19 protein-coding genes are annotated in these 18,259 nt (G+C 64.0%); 6 read left to right on the top strand and 13 right to left on the bottom strand.

What is annotated here, in order from left to right; translation table 11 throughout:
* Window positions 1–47 precede the first annotated feature (47 nt).
* The gene (locus tag A8G15_RS06765) at window positions 48–404 is read left to right on the top strand and encodes an amino acid permease (RefSeq protein WP_068156990.1); all 357 of its coding nucleotides are present in this window, start codon (window positions 48–50) and stop codon (window positions 402–404) included.
* A gap of 96 nt (window positions 405–500) precedes the next feature.
* Here the strand turns inward: A8G15_RS06765 and A8G15_RS06770 are convergent, their stop codons facing one another.
* From A8G15_RS06770 to A8G15_RS06780, 3 genes are all read right to left on the bottom strand, one after another.
* Entirely contained in the window at window positions 501–1,052 is a 552-nt protein-coding gene (locus A8G15_RS06770) for a DUF2716 domain-containing protein (protein WP_068156993.1), read from the bottom strand.
* Between the two features lie 113 nt (window positions 1,053–1,165).
* Window positions 1,166–1,813, bottom strand: a complete 648-nt coding sequence (locus A8G15_RS06775) for a hypothetical protein (RefSeq protein WP_156665284.1) — start codon at window positions 1,811–1,813, stop codon at window positions 1,166–1,168.
* A gap of 126 nt (window positions 1,814–1,939) precedes the next feature.
* Complete coding sequence (locus A8G15_RS06780; RefSeq protein WP_068157046.1) at window positions 1,940–2,164, bottom strand: S1 domain-containing protein; 225 nt, start codon at window positions 2,162–2,164, stop codon at window positions 1,940–1,942.
* A gap of 79 nt (window positions 2,165–2,243) precedes the next feature.
* Here A8G15_RS06780 and A8G15_RS06785 point away from each other — a divergent pair, with 79 nt between their 5' ends.
* The 4 genes from A8G15_RS06785 to A8G15_RS06795 all read left to right on the top strand — a co-directional run bounded on the left by A8G15_RS06785 (window position 2,244) and on the right by A8G15_RS06795 (window position 3,847).
* The gene (locus A8G15_RS06785; protein WP_068156996.1) at window positions 2,244–2,693 is read left to right on the top strand and encodes a hypothetical protein; all 450 of its coding nucleotides are present in this window, start codon (window positions 2,244–2,246) and stop codon (window positions 2,691–2,693) included.
* Between the two features lie 174 nt (window positions 2,694–2,867).
* Entirely contained in the window at window positions 2,868–3,086 is a 219-nt protein-coding gene (locus A8G15_RS31700; RefSeq protein WP_245687738.1) for a hypothetical protein, read from the top strand.
* On the top strand, window positions 3,062–3,295 hold the full coding sequence (locus A8G15_RS31705) for a helix-turn-helix domain-containing protein (protein ID WP_245687739.1): 234 nt from the start codon (window positions 3,062–3,064) through the stop codon (window positions 3,293–3,295). Before A8G15_RS31700 ends, A8G15_RS31705 begins: the two co-directional genes overlap by 25 nt.
* Window positions 3,296–3,382: 87 nt before the next feature.
* Window positions 3,383–3,847 (top strand): VapC50 family PIN domain-containing toxin, encoded by a 465-nt coding sequence (locus A8G15_RS06795; RefSeq protein WP_245687740.1) that lies wholly within the window; start codon window positions 3,383–3,385, stop codon window positions 3,845–3,847.
* 163 nt (window positions 3,848–4,010) lie between these two features.
* Here the strand turns inward: A8G15_RS06795 and A8G15_RS06800 are convergent, their stop codons facing one another.
* Genes A8G15_RS06800 through A8G15_RS06820 form a run of 5 tightly spaced genes read right to left on the bottom strand, consistent with a single transcriptional unit; the run spans window position 4,011 to window position 9,684 of the window.
* A complete protein-coding gene (locus A8G15_RS06800) occupies window positions 4,011–5,171 on the bottom strand; it encodes an acyl-CoA dehydrogenase family protein (RefSeq protein WP_068156999.1) in 1,161 nt (386 codons plus the stop codon).
* Between the two features lie 8 nt (window positions 5,172–5,179).
* Entirely contained in the window at window positions 5,180–5,962 is a 783-nt protein-coding gene (locus tag A8G15_RS06805) for an enoyl-CoA hydratase/isomerase family protein (protein WP_068157003.1), read from the bottom strand.
* Window positions 5,959–7,650 (bottom strand): long-chain-fatty-acid--CoA ligase, encoded by a 1,692-nt coding sequence (locus A8G15_RS06810; RefSeq protein WP_068157006.1) that lies wholly within the window; start codon window positions 7,648–7,650, stop codon window positions 5,959–5,961. The genes A8G15_RS06805 and A8G15_RS06810 overlap by 4 nt, the downstream gene beginning before the upstream one ends.
* 11 nt (window positions 7,651–7,661) lie before the next feature.
* Window positions 7,662–8,837, bottom strand: a complete 1,176-nt coding sequence (locus A8G15_RS06815) for a thiolase family protein (protein ID WP_068157009.1) — start codon at window positions 8,835–8,837, stop codon at window positions 7,662–7,664.
* Between the two features lie 22 nt (window positions 8,838–8,859).
* Window positions 8,860–9,684 carry a CoA transferase gene (locus A8G15_RS06820; RefSeq protein WP_068157012.1) on the bottom strand — a complete coding sequence of 275 codons (825 nt, stop codon included), beginning with the start codon at window positions 9,682–9,684 and terminating at the stop codon, window positions 8,860–8,862.
* 122 nt (window positions 9,685–9,806) lie between these two features.
* Between A8G15_RS06820 and A8G15_RS06825 the strand changes: the two genes are divergently transcribed.
* The gene (locus tag A8G15_RS06825) at window positions 9,807–10,400 is read left to right on the top strand and encodes a TetR/AcrR family transcriptional regulator (RefSeq protein ID WP_068157015.1); all 594 of its coding nucleotides are present in this window, start codon (window positions 9,807–9,809) and stop codon (window positions 10,398–10,400) included.
* Between the two features lie 681 nt (window positions 10,401–11,081).
* Here the strand turns inward: A8G15_RS06825 and A8G15_RS06830 are convergent.
* The 5 genes from A8G15_RS06830 to A8G15_RS06850 form a co-directional block, all read right to left on the bottom strand.
* On the bottom strand, window positions 11,082–11,894 hold the full coding sequence (locus A8G15_RS06830) for an SDR family NAD(P)-dependent oxidoreductase (protein WP_068157018.1): 813 nt from the start codon (window positions 11,892–11,894) through the stop codon (window positions 11,082–11,084).
* A gap of 22 nt (window positions 11,895–11,916) precedes the next feature.
* Entirely contained in the window at window positions 11,917–13,476 is a 1,560-nt protein-coding gene (locus A8G15_RS06835; protein ID WP_068157020.1) for a class I adenylate-forming enzyme family protein, read from the bottom strand.
* A gap of 3 nt (window positions 13,477–13,479) precedes the next feature.
* Window positions 13,480–14,709, bottom strand: a complete 1,230-nt coding sequence (locus tag A8G15_RS06840) for a thiolase family protein (protein ID WP_068157023.1) — start codon at window positions 14,707–14,709, stop codon at window positions 13,480–13,482.
* A 60-nt stretch (window positions 14,710–14,769) separates the two neighbouring features.
* Window positions 14,770–16,134 carry an MFS transporter gene (locus A8G15_RS06845; protein WP_245687741.1) on the bottom strand — a complete coding sequence of 455 codons (1,365 nt, stop codon included), beginning with the start codon at window positions 16,132–16,134 and terminating at the stop codon, window positions 14,770–14,772.
* A gap of 122 nt (window positions 16,135–16,256) precedes the next feature.
* The gene (locus A8G15_RS06850; RefSeq protein WP_068157024.1) at window positions 16,257–17,378 is read right to left on the bottom strand and encodes a PucR family transcriptional regulator; all 1,122 of its coding nucleotides are present in this window, start codon (window positions 17,376–17,378) and stop codon (window positions 16,257–16,259) included.
* Window positions 17,379–18,259: the final 881 nt, after the last annotated feature.

Raw genomic sequence — 18,259 nt, forward strand, 5'->3', positions numbered from 1 at the left:
GCGTCACGTCCGGACCTGCCGGTAGAAGCGCCGTATCGTCCGACCGCATGGCGTGGTTGATGGTGGGTGTTCTGGCACTGGTGGGGGTAGTGGCGGGCGTGGTGGTGCCGCGACGCGCCCGGCTCGGCAGCGTCCCGGGGTTCCCGTGGTTCTGGGTGGCGTTCCCCGCCACCTGCATCGTCATCGCGATTGCAATCGGCGTCTTCGCGTGGCCCCAGGTGTTGACCGGCTCGGGAAGTTACTGGTGGGAACCGCCCACTGCGAATCGACCCGGTGTGCAGTTCTTGTCGAGCGAGCAGTACCAGCGATTCGTGACACTACGCCGGTGGAGATGGGTGCTGCCGGTGGCTTCACTCGCGGGGATCGGGTGGTGCGTGTGGGCCTGGCGGCGCCGCCGGGTGTGACACCGCCATCGTCGACGAGTCCTGCAGGACATTGCGAGATACTCGAAATGGCAGGAAAGACAACGAAGTTGAGCTAGTCAGGGATGCTCGGTGACGTTACGTATCCTCGGGTCGGCGGCCGTCGATTCGTGTGACAGGCAGCCACGTCGCCAAGGTCCGGCCCAACGAGGCCAGCAGCAGCTCGCCGAACACGCACAGGCTCTGCTCCCACGGGTGCCCGAAGGTGCCTTCGCTCAGGTCGTCGCGCAGAAAGATGTAATAGTCGCCGTTCGGGTAGACCGGCACCCGCCACTCGGTGTCCGGGGTGCTCGCATGCACGGCCGCGTCGAGCCGATAGCAGGTGTGCTGCCAGTCCAGCACCACGAATATCGGATCGTCGGCGAACTCGGTCACGAAACACCGCAGTGCTTCGGCGTTGACCGCATCGAACCGGCTCGACCACGCGCCTGCAACATCAGTGGGCGCCCTGAGGTCGAACGTGATCGAGGGTGTCGGTTCGGCGATCGCCGGCCAATCCGGCTCGGCAAGGCCTGGACGGAATCCGAACCGAGCGGTGAACCGATCCCAGTACCGAGACCGATGTTTCTCGTCGAGTGTGGTCCAGCCCGGCGGGAGCGGACTACCGAAGTCGAGCGTGTGCCTCATCATGGTGGGCCTCCTTGCCGCTGGGTATCGCCCCGGTGTTCCTGCACAGAGTTGCTGTCAGCGCGAAGGAGCTTCACGGGGTCCCCGCCGCCCTTCGATGTCAGCGACCGGCTTCGTCACCGCATGTACGGGTTCGGGGGGAGCGGGTTGATGCCGTCACTGGTCCAGGTCACCGAATTCGCAGCGGTGGTGTCGACGGCCTCGACAGCAGAGCAGGCACGCAACGCCCGGGCACAGTCGAGGGACGAGCCGACATAGGTCGACATCAGATCGATGTCGGTGGCGACGAACCACGCTCGGTCCTGCGGCCACCACAGATTCGGTCCCCACGAGTCGAGGGTGCGCACTGCATCGCGCACCGTGCCCTGGACCAGGAAGTTCTCCCGATCCGGAATCTGCACCCGGGGCCCGAACCGGGGCAGTCCCAGGCTTTGCGCTGCGCCGCGCCCTTCCCAGAACCCGAACCACCAGTCGTCCGGAGTGGCGGTGTGCTTAGCGAGCACCGCGGCCAGTGCGGCGAACTGTTCTTCGGGCATGTCCCCGATCTCGGGTCCGTCGTCCCATGCGGTGCCCTGGCCGTCCCCGACGCCGCGGATGGTCCCGGCGTGCAGCAGGGAGAACCATTCGACGGTCGGATGGATCACCGCCCCGGTCGCGGCTGCGACCTCGGCCCACCGCACCGGCACCGACTCGCCGGAGTCGCGCTCGACGCGCATCGCGGGATGCAGTACCCGCGTGTAGCCGGCGTAGCTCGGCGGCACCAAGGATCCGACAGTGGAATCGAAGCGCGTCAGCTCGGCGGTGACCCAGTCACCGGCAGAGACGTCGGCGAGGACGTCGTGTGCCTGCTATACCAGCTCCCGGTCCTCGTCGTGCGGGGTCATCGGGGGTCACTCAGTCGGCGTGTGGATGCGGGTGGCCCGGAATGAGTATCCGTCCTGCTGTGCGTGTTCCCAGTCGAGCTGGACAATTGCGCCTACCGTGAGTGCGCGGAATCCGGTTCCGTCGATGTTGCTCCAGTGTGCCCAGCATCCGCCGGGGGTCTCGGGTGAGTCGAGTACTCCCCATCCCAGCTCGCCGTGCCATTCCCGCACCGTTCCGATTGTCCGACTCATGTCGATCACGATGCCACGATGATCCGTCGTCCACGTGCTGGGTGAACCGTCGGGTGAGGTCACTGGCAGGCTCCGGGGCATGAGGATGATCCGAGTTGCGTGGTCGTTGCTGGCGCTCGCGGTGGGCGGGTTCGCGATGACCGCCACGTACGTGGCGTCCTGGCCCCAATCTCAGTTCACCAGTTGCGAGATCGACCCTGCCTACGATCCCGTTGCGTGCAGTGAATCGTTGATCGATCGGGGCGGTGCCGGGTACGTCGCGGCCATGCTGTTGCCGGCTGTGCTGTGTGCCGTTCCGGTGGTTGTCCCACGGCGAAGCGTGGCGTGGGCGACGGTGGGGACGCTGGTTGTTGCCGCAGTCGTGGCCTTGGTGATGGTGGGCGGTGTCGCGATGATGCTGGTCGCCACTGCGGTGCCTGCCACTGTGCTCGCCGGGTTCCATCGCCGCTTGGCGGAGAGGGACGCTGCAACCTCGGTCAGCGCGCAGTCGTTTCTCGAGCGGGTGCACCAGCAGCAGCGCGGCGAGTAAGGACAAGGAAGGTCGTCGGGTTCTTCGGACTGTGCTGTCGACGATCGTTGAACGGCACATTCGCGGCCGCGCCCAGCAGGCCGGGTGGATTTCCGTCCCGTCGTCGCATGGTTCGAGCACCGGCCTCTGTGCGTTTGTTTCGTTTGCTGCAACGTTTCAGTTATAGGAGGTGTGATGTCCGCGATCGAACATCCCAGTGCCGTGGAGCAGGAACAGGCACGACAGGCGCTGAACGCTCTGCGGGACGTCAAACCTGGTCCCGACACGCTCGACGTCACCGTCGCCGGGACAGCCGAGTCCGTTCGCCTGCCGAGCGCGGCCCTGGAGTTGACGTCTTGGCGAACATGGCGGCCGGCCAGGGAGTGGCCGTGGTTCCCGCGCATGCGGAGCTGACCACCCAGCAGGACGCCGAGCTGCTCAACGTCTCGCGCCCGCACGTGATCAAGCTTCTCGACCAGGGTCTTATCCGGTCTCGGCTGGTGGGCCGGCATCGCCGGATCCTGGCGTCGTCGCTTCTCGAGTATCGGCGCACCCAGCAGCGCGATACGCGTGTGGCTGTGGACGAGCTGGCCGTGCTGTCCGAGGACCTCGAACTCTACTGACGTGACCTTCACCGTGCTCTACGACGAGAATGTGCTGTAGCAGAACGGGCTTCGCGACACCCTCATCCGCCTGACCGGACCGGTGTGGTGCATGCCCAGTGGAGCGAGCGGATTCTCGCCGAGACGTTCCGCAATCTCGCTGCCGACCGACCGGATATTCCCGCCGACACCTTGGCCAGGCTGCGGGAGCTGATGAACCGAGCGGTGCCGGACTGCGTGGTCACCGGGTACGAGGTGCTCATTGCAGCGTTGACGCTGCCCGATGAGGACGACCGGCATGTGCTGGCCGCGGCGATCCGTTGCGGAGCGCAGGTGATCGGTGCCGCGAACCTGCGTGATTTCCCCGATTCCGAACTTGCCCCGTTCGGAATCCAAGCCCTGCACCCGGACGAGTTCGTCATGGATCTGTTCACGCTCGACGGGGCGCGGGTGCACCAGGCGATCAGCGCCACTGCCGCGGCGTGGCGCAATCCGCCCGGCACGCCGGCCGACGTCTGCGACCGCCTTGCCGCGGCGGGCCTACCGATTTCCGCGGCCGCGTTGCGCCGCTGAGACTCCACGATGCGCTCACGACCGAACAGTTCCGAAAGTTGTTCTCGTAATGATGTTTCGACACATCGTTCCGGAATCAATTCGTGAGGGGCTAAGCGCTGGGTCGACTCGTCGGTCAGGCGCAGGTCGAACCGTTTTGTCCCTCGAACAGGTGAGCATGTGTTTACAAGGACCGGCTGATGAGCACCTTCATGATCTCGTTGGTGCCGCCGTAGATCTTCTGCACACGCGCAGCCGCATACATCTGGGCGATGGGGTATTCCATTGTGTAGCCGTAGCCACCGAAGATTTGGAGGCAACGGTCGATGATCTCGACCTGTTTGTCGGTGCCCCACAGTTTTGCCATCGACGCGGTGGTCGCGTCGAGTGTGCCGCCGATGTACCGGGTGATGCAGTGGTCCATGAACGCCTTGCCGACCAGCACGTCGGTCTTGCACTCGGCGAGGACGAATTGGGTGTTCTGGAAGTCCAGGATCGGCCTGCCGAAAGCCTGCCGTTCTTTGGCGTACTTGATCGTTTCGATGACCGCGGCCTCGGCCATCGCAACTCCGGCGATCCCGATGATGAGGCGTTCGCGGGGGAGTTGCTCCATCAGTTGGTAGAAGCCTCGACCTGCGACCCCGCCGAGCAGATTTTCAACCGGTACCCGCATGTCGGTGAACGACAATTCGCGGGTGTCCTGACCGTGCTGGCCGATCTTGTCCAGTACCCGTCCACGTTCGAAGCCGTCGAGGTCTCGGGTTTCGGCGACGAACAGCGAGATTCCCTTGCCACCGGCCGAAGGATCGGTCTTCGCGACGATGACCAGCAGGTCGCAATGGGTCGCGTTGGAGATGAACGTCTTCGAACCGTTGATGACGTAGTGGTCCCCGTCGCGTGTCGCGGTGGTGCGCACGGCTTGTAGGTCCGAGCCGGTGCCGGGTTCGGTCATGGCGATACCGATGACCATCTCACCAGCGGCCATCTTCGGGATCCAGCGCTTCTTCTGCTCCTCGGTCGCGTAGGCGGCGATGTAGTGCGCGACGATCGTCGAATGCACGTTGAAGCCGAATGCGGTGTCGTGTGCAAGGGCGAGTTCCTGCTGGACGACGGCTTCGTGCCCGAAATTGCCGCCGCCCCCGCCGTACTCCTCGGGCAATCCGAGGCACAGCAGACCGGCGTCGCCGGCCTTGTGCCAGAACTCCCGGTCCACGTGGTGCTGTTTGGCCCACCGTTCCTGGTTCGGGGTGGCTTCTTTGCGGAAGAACTCGGCGGCGTGCTTACGGAGCAACGCCTGGTCGTCGGTTTCCCACGGGGACCGGTAGTTGGGGAACAATTCGCTCATGATCGTGTCTACTTTCCGGTGAATTCGGGGGCGCGCTTCTGAAGGAACGCGGCCTGGCCTTCGTGGCAGTCGTCGGACCGCAGTGCGACGTCGAAGTTGCGCTTTTCGTGTTCGAGGCCCTGCGACAGTGATGTCTCGTATGCGCGTAGGGCGGCGTCTTTGGCCAATTCGACGGCTAGCGGGGAGTTCTTCGCGATGCGTTGCGCCATTTTCAGGGCGTGGTCGAGGGTGGTGCTGTCGGGGACGGTGTCGGCGACGATGCCGTCGCCACATGCCTTCTGCGCCGAGATGAAGTCACCGGTGAGCAGCATCGCCATGGCCTTGGACTTGCCGACGGCGTGTATGAGACGCTGGGTGCCGCCACCGCCGGGGATGACTCCGAGCTTCACTTCGGGAACCCCGAACTTTGCGGATTCGCCGGCGATGACGATGTCGCAGGCCAGTGCGAGTTCGCATCCACCGCCGAGCGCGAGACCTTCGACGGCTGCGATGACGGGCTTGCGGTAGGTACCGAGGGCGGACCAGATGTCGCCGCCGAGGGCTTCGCGGTCGCCGAGCAGCGATTGCTGACGCAGCACGTCGAATGTGGTGATGTCGGCTCCGGCGCAGAAGACTCCGTCGGCTCCGGTGATCACGACGGCGCGCACAGTGCCGTCGTGCTTCGCGGCGGCGAGCTCGCGGCGGAGCGCGACGAGAAGGTCATGGTTCAGACTGTTCTTCGCCGACGGCCGATTCAGTTCGAGGATCGCCACCGCACCGTCGCGGGTGCTGCGCAGAACATCCGATTTCATGCCTTCTCCGTTTCCCGTGGCGTCTCTGTTTCTGCGTTGTAGATGTCGGCGTGCTCGCTGCGCATCGCTTTCTTGTCGAGTTTGCCGACACTGGTGCGTGGTAGGGCGTCGAGGTGGATCACGGCGTCGGGTAGCTGCCACTTGGCGAACTTGCCATCAAGCACGCTGTGGATCTCGGTGAGGTCGAGTTCTTCCCCGTCGACGGTGACGACCAGCGCGACAGGGCGTTCCTGCCATTTCGGATGTGACACTCCGATGACGGCGGCCTCTTTGATCTTCGGGTGGCCGACGAGTGCGTTTTCCATGTCGATCGACGAGATCCACTCGCCGCCGCTCTTGATGACGTCCTTGAGCCGGTCGGTCAGCTTGAGGTAGCCGTTGGTGTCGATGCGGCCGACGTCGCCGCTGCGCCAGTAACCGTCGAGGAATCGGTCGGCGTCGTCGTCGAGCTTGTGGTAGCGCTCGATGATCCACGGTCCGCGCAGCAGCACTTCACCCTGGCTGATGCCGTCGTGCGGCAGGTCGTTTCCCCCGGAATCGACTAGGCGGATGTCGATTCCGTTTACCGGAAGACCTTGGGAGCGTTTGAGATCCCACTTTTGTTCGTCGGAGATTGTGTCGCGCAGCGATGGTTTCACAGCACCGTTGATGGTCACCACCGGGGTGGTCTCGGTGGCGCCGTAGGCGTGGATGACGTCGGCGCCGGTGAGCTCGAAGAAGTCGCGCATCAACGATAGGGCGGGTTCTGTTGCACCGGACAGCAGGCGGGTGCGGTGGAAATCGGGTGCCTGGTCGAGTGTCTTGATGTAGTCGAGCATGGGCTGGAAGATCGCTGGTGCGCCGTTGGCGACGGTGACCTCTTCGGAGATCATCGCATCGACCAGTGCCGAGGTGTCCTCGGCGACGTAGCGGCCGGGCAGCACGATCTTCGCCGCGCTGTACGCTGCGGACTGGGGTAGCCCCCAACTCTGTCCGTGGAACATCGGGGTGATGAGCATGGCGGTGTCGTCGCTGCGCATCCCGAGGTTTGCGGCTTGTGAGAGGGTGTGCAGGTAGATGCCGCGGTGCGAGTAGTAGATACCCTTGGGGCGGCCGGTGGTGCCGGTGGTGTAGCACGCACTGTAGGTGGAGTGTTCGTCGATGACGGGCCACTCGATTCGACTTTCGGCAGCGTCGACGAGATCTTCCCAGTGCACGGCACCGGGCAGGTTGGTGGCGATCTGCGACATCGGCTTGTCGGTCATTACGACCCAGGTCGTGACCTTCGTGATCGGGGCGAGTACTTCGGCGACGGGCAGCAACGACTCGTCGACGAGTACCACCGACGCACCGCTGTGGTCGGTGACGTATCCCAGGTCTTCCGGCGCGAGGCGAAGGTTCATCTGCAGCATCACCGCGGCGAGGCCGGGGATGGCCCAATACAGTTCGAAGTGGCGCTTGCTGTTCCAGTCGAGGATTCCGACGACGTCGGCAGGGCCGACTCCGAGCGAACGCAATGCGTTGGCGCTGCGCATGATCCGTGAGTATGCGTCGGCATAGGTGTAGCGGTCCCACCCGCCGTCCGTGGTGCGGTAGACGATCTGCTGCTCCGGATAGGTGCGCGCGGAATGCCGGATCAAGGTGGTGGTGTTGAGCTGGTAGGTGTCGCCGTGCGTGGACGGCAACCCCTGAACGATCTCGTGTCCCATGTCGGTCCCTTTCAGATGCGTTCGATGATGGTGGTGTTGGCGGTGCCGTGTGCTTCGCAGATGGTCTGCAGTCCCAGCCGGGTGGTCGAGCATTCGAGTTCGTGCAGCAGGTCGGTGAGCATGCGGGCGCCGGTGGAGCCGAGCGGATGCCCGATGGCGACTGATCCGCCGTTGACGTTGAGTTTGTCGTCGGGCACACCGAACTCTCGCTGGAATATCAGCGGTACGCCGGCAAATGCTTCGTTCACCTCGAACCTGTCGATGTCGTCGACAGTGAGACCGGAGCGCTTCAGTGCCTTGTGGGTCGCGTCGAGTACGGCGGTGAATTGGATGATCGGGTCGGCCGCTGCAACGCTCAAGGAGCGGAATCGGGCGCGGGGAGTCAGACCGTGCGTCTCGGCGAAGGTGCGGTCGGCAAGCAGCAGGGCTGCGGCACCGTCGCTGATCTGGGAGGAGTTCGCTGCGGTGGTGCGACCGTCGGTGGCGAACACTGTCTTCAGTGACGCGATCTTGTCGGGGTCCAGGCTGGCGCGGATCCCCTCGTCGGAGTCGATCGTCGGGCCCGACGGATCGTGTGGGTCGGAGGTGATGGGGACGAGTTGATCTGCGAAACGTCCTTCGCGGGTGGCGGCGAGAGCCCGTTCGTGGCTGCGGATGCTGAATTCGTCGAGTGCCTCACGCGTGAGTCCGAATCGCTCGTTCATCAGTTCCGACGACGGTCCTTGTGCCATTAAGCCGCCGTCGTAGCGGGCGAGCTCGAGCGGGCCGTATTGAGGCCCGAGCGGGGATCCCGGTCGGAAGGCGGGCGGCATGGAGACCTGTGACATCGATTCGACACCGCATGCGATGGCCAGATCGTAGGTGCCGGCCATGATGCCCTGTGCGGCGAAGTTCACGGCCTGTTGTCCCGATCCGCACTGACGGTCGACCGTGACGGCGGGTACGGATTCCGGCAGACCCGCCGACAGGACGGCGTGCCGGCCGATGTTCGACGATTGCTGGTCGTGTTGTAGAACACAGCCAGCGATGACGTCGTCGATGAGGGTCGGGTCGATGCCGGTGCGGTCGACCAGGTGGCGCAATGTGTGGCCGAGTAGGTCGGCGGGGTGCCATGCGCTGAGGGACCCGCCTTGTTTACCGACAGGGGTACGCACCGCGCCGACGATCACTGCTTCACGCATGCTCATGGTTTTCTCCTGCAGGTGGCGCTCACGCGTTGATGCGCGTGAGGGGGATGTCGGCCTTGACGGCGAGATGTTCGCAGTCGTCTACGGTCTGTGTGCCGAAGAACGTCTCGAGGGCTTCGTGAGTGACTTCCTGTCCTAGGAGGGCGGCTACCCGTTCGGCGAAGCGGGGTTCGAGTGCGCCGAGCGCCACGTATCCGTCGGCCGCACGGTAGATCCGGTAGGAGGGCAGGGCTCCGCCGAGGGGCGCACCGGTGCCCGTCAGGCGATGCCGGACGGCTGCGCCGGCAGCTTGTGCCGCGTGATCGAGCACTACTCGGCGATGTCCGCCGCGTCCTGTGGCGATGCGTTCGAGAAGCAGAAGTACGGCGGCGGTTACGGCGCGTTCGGCGCCGAGCATGTCGGCGATCGGGACAGTAGGCATCAATGGCGGTGTGAGGGTTCCGTAGGCAGCCTGGTAGTTCAGGTCGTGTCCGGCGACATCCTCGGATGTGCCGTCGTAGCCGATGATTTCGATGTGGCCGAGGTGGGGAAAGCGAGAGTTTGTTTCGGTGAGACCGAGACGTTCGGTGGCGGAGGGGCGCATCGCGGTCATGAGTAGGTCCGCGGAGTTGAGCATCTCGTCCAATCGGCTACGGGAATCGGGGTTTTTCAGATCGAGGACCGTGATGTCCTGGCCGGTGGTCAGTTCCGAGTACCAGTTAGGGGCGACCGCGACGAGCGGGTCGCCGGCGGGTGGCTCGACTTTGGTGATTCGGGCTCCGAGCTGGTGGAGGCGCTGGGCTGCGAGTGGTCCGGGCAGATTGAGTGCGAGGGTGACGATGTGAACGTCGTCGAGGATGTGGGTCATGGAGAACCTTTTCATCGAGTGCTGTACGAATGTATAGCAGACGGCATGACTGTATAGGAAGAGTGTGGTCGCTATGCTGCCGAGAGAATGAGGAACCAGATGGAGCCAGGACACACCCACGGATGAATACGAACGATTTGACCGCCAAGGCTCGCATCCGCAACGCCGCACTCGACCTGTTCGGCACCAAAGGCGAAGATGGCACTTCTATGCGTGCAATTGCATCCGCCGCAGGGGTAACCGTCGGTCTACTCGTGCATCACTTCGGCACCAAGGACGGTATCCGTGCTGCCGTCGAAGATCACGTGGTCGACCACTTTGCCCATGCGATCGCACACGCACCGAATGAAGGCACACCTCAGCAGATCGCCGCAGCCCGCGATACGGCGGTAGCGCGCATGCTCGACGCACATCCTGAGATCGTGAACTACATGCGCCGTGCCCTGCTCGAACCCGGCGATACTCGAAACACGCTCCTCGAAAAACTCACTGACCTCACACGCCGCGAGGTAGTGGCGCTACGCGAGGCCGGCGTCGCTTCGACCGAACGTCGAGAAGCCACCCAGATCGTCGAAACAATGATTCGCCAGCTGGGTCAGCTGTTCTTGCAGCCGATGGTCGACGCCATGTGGGAGCACTTGACTCCTGGGCATACCTCGGAACAGGACAAACCGGCCCTCAATGTCACCGTACGGAAGGTGAGATCAAAGACCTGATCACGCGCGCAGCAACGTCGCAGATCACTACTTTGCCGGCCGAGTGGATTCTGTCGGTCAAGTCGGACACCCGCCGACTCCGACGTGGGCGCTCGAGAAGTCGGCATTCGTTGATTCGCTACTTCATGCGTTATCGGACGGCGTACTGCGACCGAAGTTCGGCCGGTTGTTCCCGCAGCAATACCACCAGCTGTGATCATCGCGTCGCGGACTTCGCGCGGATGTACCCGGCCGGGCTCGGCAACGATGTCGAACTACTCGGACCGGACGCAGAACCGGTCATCGCCGGTGAGCCGGGGCAGAGCTGCGTTCCCAAAGAGGTTGTGAACGCCATGGCGTGACGAGACGGGCGAGGACCTTTCGGTATCGGTGCGGTTACCACCCACACCCATACCGAAAGGTCCTCGACGTCACACGCTAACGTCCTCCTGGCTCTACGGGGCGAGTTGCTCTTACCCGGCTCGTCGCCGAGGCCGCGCTCACTTGGAGCACGGTCAAACCAGTTCTGGCGGACAACGGATCCTGTTAGCACTTCACGGTTTTCACCCAAGCGCTCGGCCCGAAAGTGACTCACGAGCGAACCCGGCGCGGGCTGTGCAGGTCTCCCGGTCAGACCCTACCTCGGTGTGCGTGTCGAATCGGGTCGATGGCGGCCGAGGTGACCTTCCGACCACGCCGTGGTCAGCTCGGCGAGACGAAGCTGGCCGTGAGCGCACCGTCTACGGGCAGTACTGCACCAGAGATGTATTTCGCTCGCTCGCTGGCGAGAAACAGTGAGGCATGGGCTACATCCCAGGCTTCACCCATGTGCCCCATCGGGGTTTGGGCGTTGCGCTTGGACCACATCGCCTCGATGTCCCCGTCGGCGTAGGCGTCGGCGACCCCGGCTGAGCGGGCGACCATGGGCGTCTTGATGAGTCCGGGTTGTACAACGTTGACACGCACACCCTGTGAGGCGAACTCCACGGCGGTGGTGCGAGAAAGATGTTCCAGGCCCGCCTTGCCTGCGTAGTAGGCCGCGTACGGTACGCCGCTCCAGCCGGCCGCGGCAGCGGACGAGATGTTGACGATCGACCCGCCGCCAGCTGCCACCATGTGTGGAATCGCGTGCCGCATCGAGAAGAAGGCACCGGTCAGGTTGAGAGCAAGGCCCTTCCCCCAGTCGTCGACGGCGAGGTCGGTGACACCACCTGCGGTGGCGATCCCCACGTTGTTGTGCAGTACGTCAAGCCGACCGTGGGTCTGTACCACTGTGTCGATAACCGCCTTGACCTGCTGCTCGTCGGTTACGTCGACGTGGCACGAGTCAGCACGATGTCCTTCGGCTCGGATCATCTCGGCGGTTCGCTCGGCTGACTCGACGGACACGTCGGCGCACACCACATGGGCTCCTTCGCGGGCGAAGATGATCGCGGTGGCACGACCGAGCCCCACTCCGTCGCCGTCGGTGCCCGCGCCCACGACAAGGGCAATCTTGTTTTCCAGCTCTCGCATGGCTTCTCTCCTCTTCCGGTCCCTAGATTTTCTGCGTGGAGTCAGCCCAGAACGTCTCGCGGAGGTCTTTCTTCAGGACCTTGCCGTTGACGCTGCGAGGCAACTCGTCCACAAACATGAAGTCCTTGGGCGCGCGGACAGGGCCCAGCGCTTGCTTACACAGTTCGCGCAGTTCCCCAGCGGTCACCTTCTGGCCCGGTTTGAGTTCGACGACCGCAGTCACGCGCTCGCCCCAGTCCGGATCAGGAGCGCCGACTACGGCGCAGTCCTCAACGGCGGGGTGTCCCCAGACAACCTGCTCGACCTCGCCCGGGTACACGTTGAAACCACCGCTGATGATCAAGTCCTTCTTGCGGTCGGTCAGGTAGAGATAGCCCTGCTCGTCAACGTGCCCTAAGTCTCCGGTGTGCAGCCAACCGTCGACGATCGTCTCGGCGGTCTTGGCCGGATCTTTGTAATAGCCCTTCATCAACAGGTCCCCGGTCACGCAGATCTCGCCGGTTTCCCCCGGACCGAGCGGTGCACCGCTCTCAGGATCCTTGATCTGCACCTCCACCAGCGGGTACGGGCGCCCACAGGAAGCGAGCCGGTCATCGGCGGCCGGCCGGTCTCCGTCCATGTGCTCGACCGGGCGCAGGAACGAAATGGCCGCGGGTGCCTCCATCTGCCCGTAGCACTCGATGAACACCGGACCTAGCCGGCGGATTCCCTCTTTGAGTTTCTCCAGCGACATCGGTGCGGCTGCGTACATGAGGTAGCGCAGCGAGGAGGTGTCGTAGTCCTCGTGGGCAAGCACCTCGAGCAACCGGTACACCACGGTGGGCGGTAGGAACAGCTCGGTGATCCGGTGCTCGTGGATCGCAGGGAGGATGAGCTCGGGCGTGGCCCGCTCCACCACCACTACGGTGCCGCCGCGGGCGGTGGTCTGCAGGCTGAACATGCCGGCGGTGTGCGTCATGGGCGCGGCCGCGAGGTTGACTGCCTCGCCGTCGCGGTCGTACTGCAGGGCCAGCAGGTGGTGGGCGACCATGACACCGATATTGCGGTTGGTGTTCATCACACCCTTGGGCTTGCCGGTCGTGCCGCCGGTGGGTGAGAGCATCACCACGGCCTCGGGGTCATGATTCACCACCGGCACGGTGTCCGGTACGGCCGCCGTCCACTCGTCCAGATCGGGGTCCGACGTACCGGGTCCGATCGCAATCATGCGTGGAGCGACCGCTCCGTTGATCTTCTTGATTTTCTCTACTGTCTGTGCGAGGTCCGGGTGGTACATGACCAGGTCCACGTCGAAGCGCACAAGCAGTTCCGCGTTCTCTGCCACGGGATTGTGGGGATTCAGGGGCACCCATGTGCAGTCCGCCCGCCACACTCCCAACACGCAGATCCACGCTGTGGGCAAGTTAGGGGACAGGACTGCCACCGTAGCCTTACCGCTGCCGGCTTCAGCAAGCAACCTGTTTGCGATTCGGCACGAGAGTCGGCCCGCCTGTTCGTAGGTCCACACCTCGCCGACGCCACGATAGGCAACTTTGGATGGGTCCATCGACCATCCGCGGTCGAAAAAGTCAATTGCCGCCATTGTCTACTCAACTCCCTCGAGGATCGTGATGGCCGTTACCGCTTCCTCGCCACGGTGAAAGCCACCGCCGTTCTCGGCCAGGGCGATGCGAGCGCCCGCTACCTGGCGGGGACCGCAATCTCCGCGCAGCTGTTGGGTGAGTTCGAAGATCTGAGCCAGGCCGCTGGCACCGATCGGGTGGCCCTTGGACTCCAGGCCACCGGACGGGTTGACCGGAATCCGGCCGCCGAGCGAGGTCTCCCCGCTGGCAGCCGCCGGCCCGCCACTGCCCGGTGGAACCAGACCGAGCATCTCGGTCTGGAGGATCTCCGCAAAGGCGGTTGCGTCGTGCACCTCAGCCACGTCGACCTGGTCGGCTGTGATACCCGCGCGGTCGTAGGCGCGGGCGGCGATGCCCTGACTCAGGTGGCCCTCGAAGGAGGTGATGTCACGATCAGAACCGGTGCCCACAACCGACGCCAGCACCTGTACGGGGCGGGCTGCGGAGAGCCGGGCCAGGCCGGCGTCGCTGCACACGAGGACGGCCGCACCTCCATCGGTGACAGGCGCGCACATGGGCACGGTGAGCGGAAAGGACAGCGGGCGGGCGTCGAGCACCTCGTCCACCGTCATGACATTTCGGTAGTGGGCGCGCTCGTTCTCCACCGCGTGTGCGTGGTTCTTGGCAGCCACCGCTGCAATCTGCTCCTGGGTGGTCCCATATTGCCGCATGTGGCTGCGAGCCATCGCGGCGTATATATCCATGAAGATCGATCGCTTGCCCAGCTCGGGCTCATCGATCTCACCGCCGAGGGCACCCAATGTCGCTTGTAGATCCGCGGGCCGGGCCACGTCGTAGCCCGCGTCGAAAACGGACATCGTGAGCTCGGGATCGCCGACGTTCATCTTCTCGGCACCGGCGGCCAGCACTACGTCGGCCTCTCCGGCTCTGATGTGGGCGCACGCGAGGCTGAACGCGGAGGCGCCGGTGGCGCAGGCATTCTCCACGTTGAACACGGGAATTCGCTGGATGCCCAACTCGCGCAGGGCGATCTCACCGGAGATCATGGCCTGCCCCTCGAGAGGGCCGTGGGTGGCAGTGCCGTAGAACGCGGCTTCGACGGCGTCCGAGTCGAGCCCGGCGTCTGCGAGAGCGTCGGTAATGGCGCTGCCGGCCAGGTCATGCACGCTCTTGTCGACGTGTTTGCCGAAGGCGGTCATTCCGATGCCGACGATCCAGATGTTGTTACTCATGCGGCCCTCCGGGGCGTGTCAGTACGCGGTAGCGTCGCGATTTGTGGCTTGTCCGCGTGGTCACGGGAGCGGCTTGTGTGCGGTTTCCGGCAGCCGGACGAATACGAGGGTGCTGACGACAGCGACGATCGTGACATACCAGCCGAAGAGGCCGATGTTGCCGCTGTCGACCATCCAGGTGGCCACATACGGGCCGGTGCCGCCGAAGAGCGCCACGGCCAGCGCGTAGGGGAACCCGATGCCGGAGCCGCGCAATCGGGCAGGAAAGAGTTCGGATGCGATGGCCGAGGAGATGCTGGACCACAAGGCGATGAACACGAGCCCGGTGAGCTGGACGATCAGCAGGCTGGTGAAGCTTCCCGTGAGGTTGTTGAGAAGTGGGACGGTGCCGAAGACAAAGAACAGGCCGAACACGATCAGCAGCGGTTTGCGGCCGATCTTGTCGGACAGCAGCCCGAACAATGGCTGGAGTACCAGGAACACGGCCAGGGAAATAGAGCCGGTGACCAATCCGACCTTGACGTCGAGGCCCACTGTGATGTTGGCGTATGTGGGCAGGAACGAGCTCCAGATGTAGAAAACCAGTGCGGGGGCGGCGGTCAGACCGAAGATCTGGAGGGCTTGCTTGGGGTGCTCACGAAAGAAGTCGAACATTCCGACTTTCCTGCGAACTTCCCCGGCGGGGGCTTCCTCCAGGGTCTCGACGGCGTGACGACGAATCCAGTAGCCACCGACTGTGGCAAGGGCGCCCGCGATGAACGGAAGACGCCAGCCCCAGGACTCCATATTCTCGGTCGAGAGGGTGTTGGCCAGGATAGCGGAAACCACGATCGCGGTGAGGTTGGCGAGGGTCGCGCCGACGTAGAAGAAGCTGGAAAAGAACCCGCGGCGCCCCTCCGGAGCGGATTCGATGAGAAATGCCGACCCGGCAGCGTATTCACCGCCGGCCGAGGCGCCCTGCAGCAACCGGGCAAGAACCAGGATTGCCGGGGCGAGAATTCCGACCTGGGCGTATGTGGGCGCGACGCCAATCATCAGGCTGCCCACACCCATGCCGATGATGGTTGCGCTGAGAGTGGCCTTGCGGCCGAACTTGTCCGCCAGCATGCCGATAACCAGGCCGCCCATGGGTCGCGCGAAGAATCCCACCGCGAAGATCGCCATCGCACCCAACAGCGGGACCAGACTGTTGTCGGTCTCGGGGAAGAACTGCGGCGAAAAGTACACCACAAGCATCGCGTAGACGTACCAGTCAAACCACTCCAAAGTGTGGCCAACCAATGCAGCGAGAAGCTGCCTGAGATGGAACTTCTTCGCGGTCGTCCCCTGCGCGGGGGGTGTCGGGGGTGAGCTGGTGGGCTCCATCGACTCGTCGGAATGTGCAGTTGCCACAATTGCTCCGATCTCGGTGGGCTCGACGATCACGGCGGAAGTCGACCCGGGAATGTGCGATTCCACAAGTTTGAGACGTGGCTCACGCTTAATCCACGTTCACGGAGCCAACAGAGCACCGGACATTTCGTAGCTAGCTACGAACGCCCCGCCGTTCAGTAGAGGACGAGTGCGAGTTCGACAATGGTGTCCGTAGACTCCAACGAACGCCCTGTCAGCTCCTCGAACCGGGCGAGCCGATATCGCAGCGTGTTCACGTGCACATACAGCGCCTCGGCCGCTCTAGGGATATTGCGCCCGTTGGCCAGGTAGGCGCGGAGTGCCTCGGGGATCAGATCCCTCAGCGCTCCGGACGACTCGAGGGGGGCGAGATATCGTTCTCGAAGTGCGTCCAGGGTCGCGGGCATGCGCGAGACCGCCATGCGCCACCCGAGTGATTCGACCGTTACCACGCCGTTCTCGACATGTCCTTCTGCCGCCCCTAGGACGTCGCCTGCGATGCTGAACGACTCCGGGACTGCTTCCAAAGTCCGCACGGGACCCAGCGCCACGACGCCGTCAGCGACGTCACGTAGCGGATCCTTCAGTATGCCGATGAGCCGTCCCTCCGACGGCAGGATCATCGCTTCGCCCTCGCCGCGCCCGCGAACTATCTGGATGCGCAGAGACTCGAGTTCTTCCGCAGAATGCGCAGAGGTGCGAAACGCCCGATAACCGCCGTCGCGGGACAGTCGATACATGATCGCCCCTTGGTCCACCTGCGCGGTCGAGAGACTTCCTGACAGCAAATCCAGCAACCACGCGTCCCGCCGCCGACGCTCCGCGAGCGCGATCTCGAGCCCATGGTGGCGGTACGCGGACGCCGCGCGCGCCGAGAACGCATCGCTCAGTTTCCACAGCAGAGCGGTCATTTCCACAATCTCCCGCTCTGGGAGCCCAAATTCCTCGGCGAGCGCAACGGTACGGTCCAAGATCGATGAGATCGACACACGGAAACCCGCGAGGATGTCTTCGATCGGCAGGCCAGCGCGGAGCCTCTGGAGTGTCGCTGTCTCGGCTTCCCAAATGTCCGAGGGGGAAGGCACCTTACGCTGACGCAAAGTCACTACAGACAGTCGCAGGTTACGGCGGACACTACCCTCGAGATCTGCATCCGTAGCGGCCCGATAAGAGTCAATCTCCCGCCGCACCCGCTCGATGGTGGGGCGGATCACAGCTTCATCGATCTCAAGCGCACGAATGAGCGAATCAATGCGCTCCGAATCTTGCCCTTCCACCTAATCGAGATTACCGAGCGGTCTACTTCAGGATCGCGCCAGGAACGCTCGCTGTGTCAGTTGCTTTCAGTCATGCTCCTAGCCCGAAGCAATGCGGCAGGCCGATGCTTCCCGAAGTCCGCTGTGCGCGTTCCTCCATCGACCTGCCAAGTCTCACTCTAACGCGCGTAATCGAACAGATGTGCGAAAATCGTAGACATGGCGTCCTACGAGCGCGCTCCGAAGTTCTGCCCGAACGGGCATCGACTGGGACCGAAGCGCGTGATAGTGGGATGGCCGGCCTGCTGGTGCGAGTCGTCTCTGCGGCAATCAGGCGCGAGAGGTCATCGCACCTACAGATGCGTCGAGTGCGCGGCCGAGATCCTCATTCCTCCCCATACCGGACCGCGGCTGTTCGGGGTGCAGTGGCTCTCGCAGGAGCCGAAAGAACGGTGAACTCCTTTGTAGGGGAATCACTCCCGGGCACAATGGAACTTTTCGGCTGCACGTAAACGCGATGCCGACGCCCGTTGCGCAGATCGCGGACGTGGCCGACGGGTGAAGCCGTCAGCTACCGGGCCCGACCACGCACAAGGGCGGCGAGCTCGCCGGTCCAGGACGGACTATGTGCATCAGCGCCCGGCTGCTCTACATGCTCGTGTTCGTCTACAACCGGCTCGGCGTCGGTGTCCTCGTCCGGACCGTCTGACGTCCGGAGCCGGAACGGCCGGCGTCGTATAGCGGAAGATTGCTGTAGTGCCAGGCAGGCTCACACCTCCGGTCGTAGAGTCGGGCGCATGAAAGCCCTCCAGTACACCGAGATCGGCTCCGAGCCGGTCGTCGTCGACCTCCCTACTCCGGCGCCCGGGCCGGGTGAGATCCTGTTGAAGGTCACCGCGGCC

The organism is Rhodococcus phenolicus, assembly GCF_001646785.1.
GTDB lineage: Bacteria > Actinomycetota > Actinomycetes > Mycobacteriales > Mycobacteriaceae > Rhodococcus > Rhodococcus phenolicus.

Coding starts and splice junctions, on each gene's coding strand:
- A8G15_RS06765 (WP_068156990.1), top strand. CDS start 48: ATGGCGTGGTTGATGGTGGGTGTTCTGGCACTGGTGGGGGTAGTGGCG.
- A8G15_RS06770 (WP_068156993.1), bottom strand. CDS start 1,052: ATGATGAGGCACACGCTCGACTTCGGTAGTCCGCTCCCGCCGGGCTGG.
- A8G15_RS06780 (WP_068157046.1), bottom strand. CDS start 2,164: ATGAGTCGGACAATCGGAACGGTGCGGGAATGGCACGGCGAGCTGGGA.
- A8G15_RS06785 (WP_068156996.1), top strand. CDS start 2,244: ATGAGGATGATCCGAGTTGCGTGGTCGTTGCTGGCGCTCGCGGTGGGC.
- A8G15_RS31700 (WP_245687738.1), top strand. CDS start 2,868: ATGTCCGCGATCGAACATCCCAGTGCCGTGGAGCAGGAACAGGCACGA.
- A8G15_RS06800 (WP_068156999.1), bottom strand. CDS start 5,171: ATGAGCGAATTGTTCCCCAACTACCGGTCCCCGTGGGAAACCGACGAC.
- A8G15_RS06805 (WP_068157003.1), bottom strand. CDS start 5,962: ATGAAATCGGATGTTCTGCGCAGCACCCGCGACGGTGCGGTGGCGATC.
- A8G15_RS06810 (WP_068157006.1), bottom strand. CDS start 7,650: ATGGGACACGAGATCGTTCAGGGGTTGCCGTCCACGCACGGCGACACC.
- A8G15_RS06815 (WP_068157009.1), bottom strand. CDS start 8,837: ATGAGCATGCGTGAAGCAGTGATCGTCGGCGCGGTGCGTACCCCTGTC.
- A8G15_RS06820 (WP_068157012.1), bottom strand. CDS start 9,684: ATGACCCACATCCTCGACGACGTTCACATCGTCACCCTCGCACTCAAT.
- A8G15_RS06825 (WP_068157015.1), top strand. CDS start 9,807: ATGAATACGAACGATTTGACCGCCAAGGCTCGCATCCGCAACGCCGCA.
- A8G15_RS06830 (WP_068157018.1), bottom strand. CDS start 11,894: ATGCGAGAGCTGGAAAACAAGATTGCCCTTGTCGTGGGCGCGGGCACC.
- A8G15_RS06835 (WP_068157020.1), bottom strand. CDS start 13,476: ATGGCGGCAATTGACTTTTTCGACCGCGGATGGTCGATGGACCCATCC.
- A8G15_RS06840 (WP_068157023.1), bottom strand. CDS start 14,709: ATGAGTAACAACATCTGGATCGTCGGCATCGGAATGACCGCCTTCGGC.